A 15,004-nucleotide genomic window follows, 5' to 3' on the forward strand; every position below is an offset into this window, starting at 1 on the left:
GATCAATATGGAAAACCTTATTGTACCGCAGGCCATTGAGTTGCCAATGCGTCGGACTGTGGGCATCGAAATGGCCGTTCGTTTCGATTCACACAATCCAAACGCTAAGAGCAACTCAACGAACTACTGTTTCGATTCCCACTACCCTGGGAGGGTCGAACGGTTTTACCACTAACCTGCTGATCGCATTGAAACGTTTTCAATTTAAGATTAAAAAAAAACGAATTATCGGTTAACCAATAAGCAACGAAATACGTTATATTTGAATAAACTTAAAGACAATAAAAATGCAGATCGCTGAATTAAAATTGGAATTATTTCGAAGAATTGACAGTTTATCTGAAAAGGAACTTTTTGCTTTTTACGTTCACATCAAAGATTTTTTGGATACTACAAAAGATTATACATTATCGCATGGAGAAGAAAAAGCAATACAAGAAGCCGAAGAAGCAACAGGTCACAAATATACACATGACGATATTGTAGCAGAAGCAAAAGCAAAATATCCCAACTTCAATATCAAATGAGAGAAAGATCATATGGAATAAGTATGCACGTTTAGACTACTATAAAAACATAGATTACTTATTAAAAAGCTGGAATGAGACAGTAGCACAAAACTTCATTGATGCTGTTCGCAATACAATTGAAATACTGGAAACGGATCAATTTGGGTTTCAAAAAACAAATCGGCCAAATATTAGGCGTGTGGTACTTACCCCTCAAATCACATTGTTCTATAAAGTTTATGAGGAGCATTCTGTTGAGCTTCTTCGTTTTTGGAACAATTATCAGAATCCCCAAAAAACCAATATATAAAATACTTGAATTTTGAATTGTGACGACTAATGGGAGCCCGTCTCCGGGTTGGTCTCCTATTTTGTTTTTTTCATCGCCGGCGCTCTTCACTAATCTCACAACTGGCGGAAGAACCTCCTACGCCTGGACGGTGCAATCCGATCGAGCGGATTTGCAATCCGTTCGCGATGTGAACCGCCAACACTCGACCGGTGCGGGTTTTATACGAAACGGTCATATACGGCAAATTAAACGAAATTACCTGCCCAGCCATCGAATCGTGGTGGCGTCTTTGACTATAATTTATCGTAAAACCGGAGATGCAGCATGGCGCGTAGGCAGGCGGCGGTCTCGCTTGATGCGAGCCTGCCGCTGCGGGTTTTTTCCAGCCCGTACCTCATCAAATCAACTTCATAACTTTTGCTTAACAATAAATTCCTGTCACCCGGTAATTTTTGGCCCGAAAATTGAATACCCAGAACCCAGCGGAAACTTTCAATGGGTAAAACGTTTCTTAAGTGTTAGTCTATGCATGACAAATTAGAAGAAATAATAGTCGAATCAGCACGCCTCTTCAGGCAATATGGCGTAAGGAGTGTCTCGATGGAAGACATTGCTCGTGGGCTGGGAGTGTCGAAAAAAACACTTTATCAATACGTAAGCAACAAAAACGAGCTGGTAGAAAAAATTTTAGATTATTCCTCTCAGCGCCAGGTAGCTTTACTTGAAAAAGTAACGAAAAAAGGCACAAATGCCATTGATGCCCTGCTTGAAATGAGCCAGTTAATAAACGAAGAGATGGAACTCTTTACTCCGGCGGTATCATTTGATCTACAAAAATACTACCCGGAAATTTTTCGTAAGCATATGAAGCAATCACAAAAATTTGCCTACAATGCGGTTTACCAAAATCTTAAACAGGGCATGAAGCAAGGACTTTACCGCAAAGAAATAAACCCGGAAGTTGTGGCAACGCTCTACATCAATAAAGTTGAAGATATGCACGATCCGGATTTCTTCAGTAAAAACAACATCACCTTTGAAATAATTTTTGAAACTATGTTCGAAAACCATGTGCGGGGCATAGCCAATCAAAAAGGGATTGAATATTTCGAAAAACGCAAAAAAGATTACCATTTTAAATAACCTAAAACCATGAGAAAATTAATTGTTTTACCAGTCATTATGCTGTTTTCTGTTTTGGGATGGGCTCAAAATGAAGCATCTCAGGCCACCGACAGTGTAATGTCGCTCCAGCAGGCGATCGATTATGCGCTGGAGCACAACCACGATGTGCAAAAAGCGGAACTGGAAGTACTGAAAGCCAAAAAGAAAGTATGGGAAACCACCGCTATTGGGCTACCGCAAGTATCGGCCTCAGCAGCATACTCTTACATGCTCACCGTACCTGACGCGTTGGAGCAATTTTCCAGCCTGGGTGACATGTTTGAACCAATTTACCAGGCCATAGGTACGAATTCAACAGCATTGGTCAATGCCGGTCTGCTGGACCCGAATGCTGTTCCGCAAGGTCCTTCAGACGGAGGAGGAGAATCTGCTTCAACAGACGACCTGCGAACCACAGCAACACTCGACGTTTCGGTCTCGCAGCTCATTTTTAACGGTTCTTATATTGTGGGTTTGCAGGCTTCCAAAACCTACAAACAACTATCCAAATACATGGAGCAACAATCCATTGTCGATTTAAAAGAGACCGTGACCAATGCATATACCGGTGTGCTCATTGCCAAAGAGAGCATGCAGGTACTGGATGAAATACTCAAGGCCACACAGGAAAGCATAAAAGAAATGGAGGCAATGTATGAAGAAGGTTTTGTAGAAAATACAGACGTGGACCAATTACGCCTTACAGCGGCAAGCATTGAAACCAACAAAAAAAATCTTGAGTTACAGACAAAAATAGCCAAAGAGATGCTTAAACTCTCGCTTGGCATGGACCTGGAACACCAGCTGCAACTTGCCGACGACCTCGATGCGGTGATGACCAAAAAAAATGTAACCACTGCCAAAGATTTCGACTTCGATGTAACCCAAAACATCAACTATCAATTACTCGAAACCCAGGAAAAGTTAAAAGAGCTGGACGTAAAAAATGTAAAAGCCGAGTTTCTGCCCACAGTCGCTGCATTTTACAACCACCAGGAAAATTTTAACGACAAAGCATTTAACCTGCAACCCCCCGATGTAGTGGGAGTCAATGTCGAAATACCTATTTTTACCAGCTGGGGACGCATGTCGAAACTTAAGCAACGGGAAATTGAACTGGAGCAAACCCGGCACGATAAAGCCAATGCCGCCAACGGATTAAAGATACAATACAGGAACACCCTGAATCAATATTTAACAGCGCTAAACACCTACGACAATAATAAATCGAACATGGATTTAGCCAAACGTATTTATGAAAAAACACAGATGAAATATAAAGAGGGCGTTTCGACCAGTTTCGACCTATCTCAGGCTCAAAGTCAATATTTGCAGGCACAAAGCAACTATTTTCAATCTATTATGAAATTAATTGAAGCTAAAACAAGCCTGGATAAGCTCTCGCATCAGTATCAACCTATAAACAATTAACCTTAAAACCACCATAAAAATTTACAGCGATGAATAAACTATTAATCATTCTGACTACAATTGTGCTGGCCACAACAGCATGTACAAAAGATAAAAATGCTCAACTCAGAGACCTGAAAGCTGAGCGTGATCAGCTAAATGCCAAAATCACAAACCTTGAGAAAGAATTGTCTCAAAGTGGTGAATTAAAAAAGCACGTAAATAAAACCTATGTGAATATCAGGGAGGTAAATCCGGTCATATTCCGCCATTATGTTGAAGTAAAAGGCAGCGTTGAAAGCGACAATAATATTTTTGTTCCTGCAGAACAACCTGGCATTTTAACAGATGTGTTGGTAAAAGAAGGGCAAATGGTCAAAAAAGGACAATTAATGGCCAAAATTGATGATGAAATCATTCAGCGACAAATTGCACAGCTCGAAACCAACCTTGAACTGGCCACTACCGTGTATAAAAGGCAGAAACGTTTGTGGGAAAAAGAAATCGGTTCCGAAATTGAATATCTGCAGGCCAAAACCAATAAAGAATCGGCCGAAAAGCAACTACATGTATTGCAAAAGCAATTGGAAATGACCCGCATAGAGTCTCCAATAAATGGAATGGTCGACGAAATTTTGATTAAAGAAGGTGAGATGGCAGCTGCCGGCAAATCCGGAATTCGCGTTGTAGGAACCGGAAAATTAAAAATTAAGGCCAACCTTTCCGAGTCCTATTTTGAACAGGTAACCCAGGGCGATACCGCTATGGTAAGCATTCCATCTCTGAATACCGATTTCGAAAGTCCGATTTTTGCTGTTGCCCGCGCCATTGACGCCGGCAACCGTACTTTTGGTATCGACATTCGTCCGCCGCATAACCTGGATATTATGCCCAACATGCTGGCTGTAGTTACAGTTAATGACTATACAAACCGCAATGCCATAACAGTACCGGTAAATGTGGTACAGACCGACAATGAGGGTGAATTTCTGTTCGTAGCCAAAAAACAGGGTGATAAATGGATTGCAGAACGTCGCTCCGTAAAAGTGAACAAAAACTATAAAGGGAAAGCCGAAATATTAAGCGGTGTAAATGCCGGAGACAAAATCATTACTTCCGGCTACCAGGATGTAGCCAATGGACAGGTAATTACCCTTGAACAATAAACCCTTAAACCATTAATTATGAGTAATAGAAGTTTTAAACTCACTAATTTTGCCGTCGATAACCGTATTACCGTCTATTTTTTCACGGTACTGATGATTATCTCGGGAATATGGGCCTATCAAAGCACACCCAAAGAGCAGTTTCCCGAGGTGGTATTCCCCTATTTCATGGTAAATACGATATACCCGGGCACCTCACCCTCCGATATGGAAAACCTGGTTACAAGACCACTTGAAAAACAACTCAAAAGTATCAATGGAATAAAAAACCTGACCAGTAAATCACTGCAGGACGTTTCTCTCGTCGTAATTGAATTTGAAACCAATGTGGACCAGCAAAAAGCAAGTCAGGATGTGAAAGATGCTGTTGACAAAGCCAAACCAGATTTGCCCGACAACCTGCTTGATGACCCTGAAGTTACCGAAATTGATTTATCGGAATTCCCCATACTGAACATAAACCTATCAGGAGACCTGAGTTTAGTGCGCATTAAAGACCTGGCCGAAGAGCTGCAAGACGATATTGAAGGAATGGAAGAAATAACACGCGTTGATATTGTAGGAGCTTTGAACCGTGAAATTCAAATTAATGTAGACCTCTACAAAATGCAGGCAGCCGGGGTTACATTCCAAACCATTGGAGAAGCCGTTGCACAGGAAAACATGACCATTTCTGGTGGTCAGGTAGATGTTGGTGGTATGGAACGTACAATGCGCGTCGTAGGTGAATTTCAGGATGTAAAAGAAATCGAAAATATCGTACTACGCGATGGTTTGTTCCTAAAAGATGTAGCATCTGTAGTAGATGGTTATGAGGACAGAGAAGACTATGCCCGCCTTAACCAGGATGACGTTATTACATTGAACGTAATTAAAAAATCGGGGAAAAACCTCATTCGGGCCATTGATAAAATCAAAGTAATGTTGGCCGATTTTGAAGAGAGGGCTCCTCAAAACCTCGAAATTACTCCCACAGGCGACCAAAGTGATATGACACGCAATAATGTGAGCAACCTTTTCAATACCATTATTCTTGGATTTTTGGTTGTGGTGGTCGTACTGATGTTTTTCATGGGTGTAGACAATGCCTTATTTGTAGCAGTCGCCATCCCGCTATCGATGCTCGTGGCATTTATATTCCTGCCCGTAGCTGACTTTACGCTTAACATGGTTGTGCTGATGGCACTCATACTTGTTTTGGGTATTGTGGTAGACAACTCCATTGTGGTGGTCGAGAATATTTACCGGCACTATATGAACACACCCAACCTGCCCATTGCACCTGCCGTAAAACGCGGTGTGGGAGAAGTAGCCATTCCTGTTTTTTCAGGTACCCTAACCACCATGGCCCCATTCTTCCCACTCATTTTCTGGACAGGAATTATGGGGCAATTTATGATGTACATTCCGGTAACCATTATCATCACGCTGGCAGCATCAATGCTTGTGGCCTATACCATGAACCCGGTATTCGCAGTAACATTTATGCGTTACCGTGGCGACCAGAAACGAAAAGTTAACCACAAAAAGAACATTATTTTTACAGCTTCAGGTGCTGGAGCAGGAATCTTATTGCACTTAATAGGCTGGCCCATGACCGCTAACCTGATTATTGCTGCCGTCCTTTTATTCTTATTGGTACGCTATGTACTTGAGGGCCTTATCGACAAATTCCAAAAACGGATTATTCCAAGGATGATGCGCAGTTATCAATCCACGTTGCGTTTCTTGCTAAAAGGCCGTGGAGCCTACATCATTGTGGCATCAACAGTAGCCTTACTGTTCATTACCATTTTCCTTACCGGAAAATTCGGACCTAAAGTAGTTTTGTTCCCGGAAAACAAAGACCCGGACAAAGTTATGGTATACCTTTCCATGCCTTCAGGCACCGATATTGAGCAGACCGACAGTGTGACCTATATCATTGAAAACCGGGTAATGGAGACATTAGGTAAAGACAATCCCGATGTAGATTACGTCATCTCTAACGTGGCCACAAATGCCGGACAGGATGTATTTGAACGCACAACCCAGGCTAAACTGGCCAAAGTTACCGTAGGTTTTGTCGATTATGAAGACCGTACAGGTCCACACACAGAAATTTATGTCAATCAATTCCGTGAAGCACTGGAAGGAATCCCCGGCACAGAAATTATTGTCGATGTAGAAGACATGGGGCCTCCCACCGGAAAACCCATTAACCTTGAAATTGCAGGTGAAGATATTGATAAACTGGTAGAACTTTCAGAAAATATCCAGAGCTACATCGTCGATACCCTGAAAATTGAAGGTATTGAGGAGCTAAAATCCGACATGGAGGTAAGCAAGCCGGAAATTCTGGTTAACATTAACCGCCGTAAAGCGCGTGAGCTGGGATTAAGCACAGCCTATATCGGGTCTACCCTGCGTACAGCAATCTATGGTAGTGAAGTGTCGAAGTTCCGTGAAGGCGAAGATGAATACCCCATTATGGTGCGGCTCGACAAAACATATCGCGACAACATTCAGGCGCTTATGGACCAAACACTCATTGTGCCGGCGGCCAATGGCAGGAAGGTCAACAATGTACCTATTTCTTCCGTGGTCGATGTAAAATATGAATCATCATATGGTGGCATCATCCGCAAAGATTATGAGCGGGTAATTACGCTGTCATCCAACATTTTGGACGGATACAATGCCAATGAAATAGTTCAACAACTAAGAAAATCACTGGCCAATTACGATATGCCGGAAGGGTATAGCTGGGAATTTACCGGCGAACAGGAAGACCAGCAGGAAAGTGCATCATTCCTGAGTTTAGCTCTGTTCCTTGCAGTAGGTTTAATTTTTATTATTCTGGTTACACAGTTTAATTCCATCACAAAACCACTGATTATTTTGGTGCAGGTGCTTTTCAGTATCATCGGTGTGCTGCTGGGATTTATCATATTCAATATTGATATTTCCGTAATTCTAACGGGAATGGGAATTATCGCTGTGGCAGGTATTGTGGTTAAAAATGCCATTATCTTAATCGATTATGCTGATGTAGCTATCAACAGTAAACCCAAAGAAGCAAAAGTGCGTGAAAAAATTATTGAGGCTGGCCGGGTGCGTTTGACACCGGTATTGCTCACAGCAGCCTCTACAATTTTTGGATTGCTGCCGCTTGCTATCGGCATGAATATCGATTTTGCGTCGTTGTTCGAAAGTCTGGATCCAAATATTTTCTTCGGCGGTATGAGTTCTGTGTTTTGGGGCCCACTGGCCTGGACCATCATTTTCGGGCTGGCGTTTGCAACCTTCCTGACGCTTGTAGTTGTACCAGCCATGTATTTTATGTGGTATGTAGCCAAAATACGCAAAGAACGCCGAAAAGTACACAAAGCTTTAACAAGAGCCTGATAAAGTAAAATAAGAACATTTATTTGGTGAGAGTCCCGCTTTAAGTGAGGCTCTCACTTTTTTTTATGATTTTTTGGAGAAACCCGAAAAAAAGCAAGAAACGCAGCAGGTTTGCAGGCTGTACATATTTCCGGTTGTGTTTTAAACTAGTGTCAAGTCAAGCTTAATCTGACGGGCCAAGTATTGTTCTTTTCATTTTTATCTGCGTTAAAAAATGCTTACAGAACGCTGCTATGCGCACATTTTTTGCCTTGCTAAAAATGAAAACTTCTTCAACTTACCCGTCATTTCAAGCATGACATGACACTAGAGCTCCTGGCTCGATATTATTGCAACTCTCTTCGATGCTAAATCCTGCTTCTGTTTTTCATACGCTTTCTTGTCCAGCGGCCGCGTGGCATCATCAATAAGGGTGACTTTAAACCCTTCTTCCAGGGCATCGGTAAGTGTGAAGTATACACAAATATCAGCTGCCAAACCACAAAAGTATAAATCGTCAGCTCCTTTTTCGCGGAGGTAGCCGGCCAGACCCGTTGGACTTTGCTTGCTATTGTCATTAAAAGCACTGTAACTGTCAATTTCAGGATTCATGCCTTTGCGAAAAATGGCCGTGATGGCCTCATTATCCAGGTCATGATGCAATTCAGCGCCTTTGGTTCCCTGCACACAGTGATCGGGCCATAGCACCTGCTCAGTTCCGTGCAAATCAATTTTGTCGAACGTGTTTTTCCCCGGATGGTTTGATGCAAAGCTCTTATGATTGGCCGGATGCCAATCCTGTGTAGCCACCACCAAATCAAATTCGGGCAACATTTTGTTTATTACCGGCACAATGGCGTCTCCCTTGGCTACAGCCAATGCTCCACCGGGCATGAAATCGTATTGCGTATCTACTATAATTAAAGTTTTCATAGCTAAATCATTTTATAGGTTATCCAAATGTTCCTGGATCAGCGTGTTCCTTAAACCGTTGAGTTGCTCGCTCAATCCAACTTTGTAAATATGCGGGTTCTCAAATCTTTTGTATTCACCGGGCAGTTTTGCAATTCTTTGGCGCACATATTCCTGTATAGAAACCAGTTCTTTTGGTGCTTCGAGCCTCCTGCCTGCTTTCATTACGGGTTGCATTAAATCTTCTTTCAGGAAGTCTTTCACACGCATCGATTTCAGTTTATCGAATGGGTGAAACATGCGTTCAGGTTGCTCTTCTGAGTTCAGGCAAACTACATCAGCTCCGGTAAATGTCCCGTCAGCATCAGTCATGCGCAATACCTGCTTTTGACCCGGTAAAGTAATTTTAGCCGTAGATTCCGATATTTTAATGCGAGGTTCGTTGTCGTAGGCCGCCAATTTAAAAACGCCGTCGAGGGCGCCGTCTGGCTGGCCTGTAACCAGGCTTGTACCAACTCCGAAAAGATCAATTTGTGCGCCCTGATCGTTCAGGCTTTTAATCAGGCATTCATCGAGCTGATTGGAAGCAGCAATTTTTACATAATCGAGGCCTGCTTCATTGAGCATTTCGCGGGCTTTACGCGACAAAAATGCCAGGTCACCGCTGTCGAGTCGTATCCCTTTTAATTTTTCACCCTTAGCCTCCATTTCTTTGGCCACCTTAATGGCGTTGGGCATTCCGCTTTTGAGTGTGTTATAGGTGTCTACCAGCAAAACGCAATCGTGCGGCCTGATTTCGGCAAAATGCCTGAAAGCTGTTAGTTCATCCTCATAACTTTGTATCAGCGAGTGTGCCATGGTGCCAGATACAGGAATATTAAAATCTTTCCCTGCCATTACATTGCTTGTAGCATCAAATCCACCCACAACAGCAGCTCTGGCAGCATGGTAGGCACCTGCGCTTTGTGCTCTCCTCAAACCAAAATCCACCAAACCACGGTCTCCTGCCACCTGGCGCATACGTGCAGCTTTAGTAGCAATCAACGATTGAAAATTCAGCACGTTAAGCAAGATGCTTTCTGTTAGTTGAGCATCCAACATATCGGCCTCCACCGTTAAAACGGGCTCGGTCGGGAATACAACTTCTCCCTCTTTCATGCTATACACATTTCCGGAAAAGCGGTAATCTTTTAAAAATTCAAGGAAATCTTCATTGAGATTTTGTTTGCGCAGAAAATCTATGTCATCATCTGTGAAACTAAAATTTTCGAGTATATCAAGTAACGTATCTAAACCTGCAAATACGGTATACCCCGAGTTAAAAGGTGACTTTCTGAAAAAATAATCAAACACAGCTTTTTTCTTATGGCGGTTTTTCAGAAAATATACCTCCGCCATGGTAATTTGATATTGGTCGGTATATGTCGCAGAATAAGTTAACATGAGGTGGTTTTTATCTCGTTTTATCAATAAATTTAAGGAATCAAAGGCCTGTACCCCTGCCCTTGTCTATTTAACAAGTTGATAGCGATAAGAGTTTTACAAAAAACGAGGTATATAATTCTTTTCGTGGTCTATTCAGACATGAACCTTTTAAAGGTGGCTTCCTGGTCAAAAAGATAGCGGTAAGTAATGTGAGTTTTGACTCTTTTTGCACCGACTATGCTATACACTTTATTTACTGTTTTGTTGTAATCTCCTATCCAGGAGCTTTCAATTTCTTTAATTCCGTGTTTTCTGAGCTCATCGACATGCTTAATATACCCTGCTCCTATTATACCGCTCTTTTGGTATTCCGGAATTACACCGGCTATGAGTATTCTTGCCCTGGTTATACGCGTCGTGGCTTTTGCCCATAAAAACTTTAATTTACCTACGAAATCAAGTTTCCCATTGAGTTTTTTTAAAACCTGATTGATATCCGGGAAAGTAATTAACATGCCTATGGGTTTGTCATGGTGATATATAAACCAGATAAATTCTTCACGTATTATTGGTTTAGCTTCCATCATCATTTTTTCAATTTCATCATACTCCAGCGGAATATAATCGTCGTGAAAGTGCGACCATACTTCATTGTAAATAGTTACAATATCTTTGAGATATTTTTCGTGGTTCTTAAATTTAAAATACTCAAATCTGTATTCTTCTTTTGAAGCAATATGCCTGGCAAATTTCACCTGTCGCTCCGGAAGTGGTTTAGTGAGGTCTAAATGATAGGAATACATTTCAAAATAGGTGCGAAAACCGTATTCTTCGAAAAGCTGCCGGTAATAAGGTTTATTGTATGGCATACCGTAACCCTGCGGCATAAAACCATCAACCAAAAGCCCCTGATGTACATAATTTTCACCAAAATTTATGGGCCCATCCATGGCCTCCATACCTTTTTCGGCTAACCATTGCTTAGCCGTATCGAAGAGCATGTGCGCAGCCTTAAAATCGTCAATACATTCAAAAAACCCTGTACCACCGGCATAAGGTTTTTCTTTAAAGGCTCTTCTTTTATCGTAAAATGCAGCTATACGGCCAATTAAATCTCCACTATCGGTGGTTAATAGCCAACGCTGTGCTTCTCCATACTCCAGCTTTTTATTGTGCGATGGAATAAAAATGTCCTTTATTTCATTATCTAATGGACAAATCCAGTTGGGATCGTCAGTATAAATTTTTCTGGGAACATTCAGAAAGCAATTTTCTGTATTTGAATCATTGACCGGTTTAATCTGCATGGTGCTATATTTTTTATCAGCTAATAGAATAATATAAATTGTATGCTGACAGATACAACGTAATGCACAAATTTAATAAACTCACAGAAAAGTAGAAACACAAAGGCTGTCTTCTGATAAAAACAGCCCGTGAAAAACATAGCAGCAAATGCTAAAACATATAACCTACACTGAAAATCAGTTGATTATTTCGCTGAATAAAATTATAGCTTGTTTCATCAATTTCAACGCCAGACCCCAGCTTACTAAGTCCAATTTCGTATTTAACGTCAAGCGCAATTTTACCAAACATATTTAAACCCGCATCGAGTTGCAGCGCCCATGTTGCAGTCGTGAATTTTTCTTCAGCTGCCGCTCCGCCACCAACCTCATCTTCAATAATTTCTTTCAATTCGTCGTTGCTACTCAAATAAAAAGAAGCCATAGGCCCAAGTCCCAAACGTGCAGGTCCTAATTTCCAGCCGGCAACAAGCGGAATATCCAACTTCATAAATCGTTGAGCGGCCAATGTTGAACCGAGTACCTGACCATCATTACTTATTTTTGTTACCAGAACCTCACCACCCGTAGAAACAAAAAGTAATTCAGGTTGAATATAGATATTTGCCAATGTAACCTGCATCATTCCGCCAAAATGAAAACCAACTTTTGCATTTTTAGCCTGCACCTTCAAGCTGACATTATTCTCATCGGATGTGGCAACTTCCATTGCATCGTCGAGGGTAAGTTGCGAAGAACTTATACCTCCCCGAAGACCATACTTTATCTGTGCTTCGGTTGTGAGGCCAAAAACAATTACCCCGATTAAAAATAATGCAAATTTTTTCACAGGTTGGTGTTTTTTTTTATTCTGATTAAACTTTATTTCCCTCTCTAACAAAACGATGCTTTATTAATGGATATTATATGTGGTTTGAGATTTATTAATTTCGCTCTCCGAGGTAAATCTGTAATGCCACCATCAGTGTATTATTGTACTGCCCGGCATAAACGCCCGGAATGTCAGAATCGTATTTCCCTCTTATTTTGAGTAAGGAATAGGCAAATTGTGCATGCACAGAAGTATAAGGAAATAGTTCATACCCTATTCCCAGGTGCCAGCTCAATTCAAATTTGTTAAAACCCGGCGATGGATCAACTATCCTTTGATTTGCCGAATTGTATCCTTCTTCTTTTTGCTTGAACAAATAGCCCAATGCCAGACCACCTTCACCAAACACACCCGACTTGTGGTAATACCTTGCAGTAAGCGGCATATCAACATAGTGGAGGTTAATTTCATAAAATGAGAATGGATCGTTTAGATTTTTTTCTCCCTGGCTGCCTTTTTGGGTGTAAAGCATCCCAAATTGCACGCTGAATTTTTCAGAAATAGGTTTTTCAATGAAACCACCCACTCTTAATCCTGCTTTGTCGTAGCCGCTTAGGGTATCGCCATCAACCTGGGTGCCCATTACGCCTGCTTCCAGACCTCCTTTAAAGTTGGCTAACTGTGCATTGGCTGCACTTCCAATAAGCAGCAATACAAAAACTAAATGTAATTTATTCCACATAAGACTTCAGCTTTTTTTGGAGTATTTTAACACCTTCAACAGCTCCTGTTTCAATGAATTCAATTTGAGAAGAAAAATTTTCGTGTGCCGCATCCGGATTTATCACATAAACCGGCACTCCTGGTCTGAGATAATTCGTTAAACCGGCTGCCGGATACACTGCCAAAGCTGTGCCAATGATCACAAAAATATCGGCATGTGCCACAATATTGGCTGCTTCCTCAATTGCCGGAACAGCTTCACCAAACCAGACCACGTGTGGCCTCAGCTGGCTGTCTTTTTCGCATTTATCTCCCAGGTTCAGTTCGCTACCTTCGATATCGTATACCAGCCAGGGGTCCCGGGTAGAGCGGGCCTTACGAATTTCTCCATGTAAGTGCAAGACATCAGAGCTCCCTGCCCTTTCGTGCAGGTCATCTACATTTTGCGTTACAATTTGCACATCAAAATATTGTTCTAACTCAACCAGGCCTTTGTGCCCATCATTGGGTTTTGCTTCTATAACTTTTTTGCGGCGATAGTTATAAAAATCGAGGACCAGTTGCGGATCGTTTTCAAATGCTTCGGGCGAAGCCAGCTCCATGGGATTATGATTTTGCCACCAACCATCTTTGTCGCGAAAAGTGCGTATTCCACTTTCAGCACTCATGCCGGCACCCGTTAATATAACAAGCTTTTTAGACATAAAAAACCTTTTGGTTTAAAGGTAAAAAAAATCCAATAACCAGACATCAAAACCCAAAAAATTCCGCTTCATGTGTAGATTTAACATGCAAAGCATCCCAGCGAACAAGGTTGGTAAAACTGTTAGGAATACTATGGTAAAGGCACAAACTGCTCACCTGAAATCTGCAAACGCGCCATTACTTACTTATACTTCATTCTCGAACTGGGCCAGGAAGCGCACATCGTTTTCAAAATAATACCGCAGATCTTTTACCTGATATTTGAGCATTGCAATACGTTCAATGCCCATACCGAAAGCAAAACCGGAGTATACTTCAGGGTCTATGTCAGAACTTTCCAGCACGTTTGGGTCAACCATACCACAGCCCATAATTTCGAGCCAGCCTGTATATTTGCACACATTACAGCCTTTGCCACCACAAATGGTACAGCTCACATCCATTTCAGCCGATGGTTCAGTGAATGGAAAGTATGATGGGCGGAGTCTTATTTGGGTATCGGCTCCAAACATTTCACGGGCAAAATAAAGTAAGGTTTGTTTCAGGTCGGCAAACGATACATCTTTAGCGATGTACAACCCTTCAATCTGATGGAAAATACAATGTGCCCTGGCAGAAATAGCTTCGTTGCGGAACACGCGGCCCGGGCAAATAACCCTGATGGGCGGATCGTTTTGTTCCATGGTACGCACCTGAATTGAAGAAGTGTGCGTGCGCAGCAACACATCAGGTTGTTTCTCAATAAAAAAGGTATCCTGCATATCTCTTGCCGGGTGTTCTTCAGGAAAATTCAGCGCGCCAAAAACGTGGTGATCATCTTCGATTTCGGGTCCATCAGCAACCACGTAGCCCAGCCGGCTAAAGATATCGATAATTTCGCGCCTTACAATTGAAAGCGGGTGTCGTGTACCCCATTTCACGGGATCGCCAGGTAAAGTTAAATCGTCACCGCTGGCCTCTTCAGGCTGCTTTTGCAGTTCCTGATGAAAACGGTCGATTTTTTCCTGTAAAAAAGTTTTTATCTCGTTGATCTTTTTACCCAGCTCTCTTTTTTGTTCATTTGGAACCTTTTTAAACTCGGCAAAAACTTCATTCATTTTACCTTTCTTACCTAAATACTGAATCCGGAAAGCTTCAATTTCTTCTTCCGAATTGACCACAAAGGCCTCTGCCTCTTTCTTGATCTGTTCTAGTTTTTCCAGCATATTGCGCAC

13 protein-coding genes are annotated in these 15,004 nt (G+C 41.8%); 6 read left to right on the forward strand and 7 right to left on the reverse strand.

Annotated elements, in window-relative coordinates; all coding sequences use genetic code 11:
• Positions 1–287: 287 nt before the first annotated feature.
• The 6 genes from ACTB0Y_RS06545 to ACTB0Y_RS06570 all read left to right on the forward strand — a co-directional run bounded on the left by ACTB0Y_RS06545 (position 288) and on the right by ACTB0Y_RS06570 (position 7,928).
• Positions 288–527: a hypothetical protein gene (locus ACTB0Y_RS06545; protein WP_463206010.1), complete on the forward strand. Its 240-nt coding sequence runs from the start codon at positions 288–290 to the stop codon at positions 525–527.
• A gap of 10 nt (positions 528–537) precedes the next feature.
• The gene (locus ACTB0Y_RS06550; RefSeq protein ID WP_463206053.1) at positions 538–819 is read left to right on the forward strand and encodes a type II toxin-antitoxin system RelE/ParE family toxin; all 282 of its coding nucleotides are present in this window, start codon (positions 538–540) and stop codon (positions 817–819) included.
• 507 nt (positions 820–1,326) lie between these two features.
• Positions 1,327–1,944 carry a TetR/AcrR family transcriptional regulator gene (locus ACTB0Y_RS06555; protein ID WP_463206011.1) on the forward strand — a complete coding sequence of 206 codons (618 nt, stop codon included), beginning with the start codon at positions 1,327–1,329 and terminating at the stop codon, positions 1,942–1,944.
• A gap of 9 nt (positions 1,945–1,953) precedes the next feature.
• Positions 1,954–3,396, forward strand: a complete 1,443-nt coding sequence (locus ACTB0Y_RS06560; RefSeq protein ID WP_463206012.1) for a TolC family protein — start codon at positions 1,954–1,956, stop codon at positions 3,394–3,396.
• A gap of 29 nt (positions 3,397–3,425) precedes the next feature.
• Complete coding sequence (locus ACTB0Y_RS06565; protein ID WP_463206013.1) at positions 3,426–4,541, forward strand: efflux RND transporter periplasmic adaptor subunit; 1,116 nt, start codon at positions 3,426–3,428, stop codon at positions 4,539–4,541.
• 18 nt (positions 4,542–4,559) lie between these two features.
• Positions 4,560–7,928, forward strand: a complete 3,369-nt coding sequence (locus ACTB0Y_RS06570; protein WP_463206014.1) for an efflux RND transporter permease subunit — start codon at positions 4,560–4,562, stop codon at positions 7,926–7,928.
• A gap of 306 nt (positions 7,929–8,234) precedes the next feature.
• Here ACTB0Y_RS06570 and pncA read toward each other — a convergent pair whose 3' ends face one another.
• The 7 genes from pncA to pheS form a co-directional block, all read right to left on the reverse strand.
• Positions 8,235–8,840 (reverse strand): bifunctional nicotinamidase/pyrazinamidase, encoded by a 606-nt coding sequence (pncA, locus tag ACTB0Y_RS06575; protein WP_463206015.1) that lies wholly within the window; start codon positions 8,838–8,840, stop codon positions 8,235–8,237.
• A gap of 12 nt (positions 8,841–8,852) precedes the next feature.
• Positions 8,853–10,262 (reverse strand): nicotinate phosphoribosyltransferase, encoded by a 1,410-nt coding sequence (locus ACTB0Y_RS06580; protein ID WP_463206016.1) that lies wholly within the window; start codon positions 10,260–10,262, stop codon positions 8,853–8,855.
• Positions 10,263–10,393: 131 nt separating this feature from the next.
• Complete coding sequence (locus ACTB0Y_RS06585) at positions 10,394–11,551, reverse strand: hypothetical protein (RefSeq protein WP_463206017.1); 1,158 nt, start codon at positions 11,549–11,551, stop codon at positions 10,394–10,396.
• A gap of 151 nt (positions 11,552–11,702) precedes the next feature.
• Positions 11,703–12,380: a porin family protein gene (locus ACTB0Y_RS06590; RefSeq protein ID WP_463206018.1), complete on the reverse strand. Its 678-nt coding sequence runs from the start codon at positions 12,378–12,380 to the stop codon at positions 11,703–11,705.
• Between the two features lie 94 nt (positions 12,381–12,474).
• Positions 12,475–13,104 carry a porin family protein gene (locus ACTB0Y_RS06595; RefSeq protein WP_463206019.1) on the reverse strand — a complete coding sequence of 210 codons (630 nt, stop codon included), beginning with the start codon at positions 13,102–13,104 and terminating at the stop codon, positions 12,475–12,477.
• Complete coding sequence (locus ACTB0Y_RS06600) at positions 13,094–13,789, reverse strand: SIR2 family NAD-dependent protein deacylase (RefSeq protein ID WP_463206020.1); 696 nt, start codon at positions 13,787–13,789, stop codon at positions 13,094–13,096. The genes ACTB0Y_RS06595 and ACTB0Y_RS06600 overlap by 11 nt, the downstream gene beginning before the upstream one ends.
• A 186-nt stretch (positions 13,790–13,975) precedes the next feature.
• Positions 13,976–14,995, reverse strand: a complete 1,020-nt coding sequence (gene pheS, locus ACTB0Y_RS06605; protein WP_463206021.1) for a phenylalanine--tRNA ligase subunit alpha — start codon at positions 14,993–14,995, stop codon at positions 13,976–13,978.
• Between the last annotated feature and the right edge of the window lie 9 nt (positions 14,996–15,004).

Source organism: Salinivirga sp. (assembly GCF_055145285.1).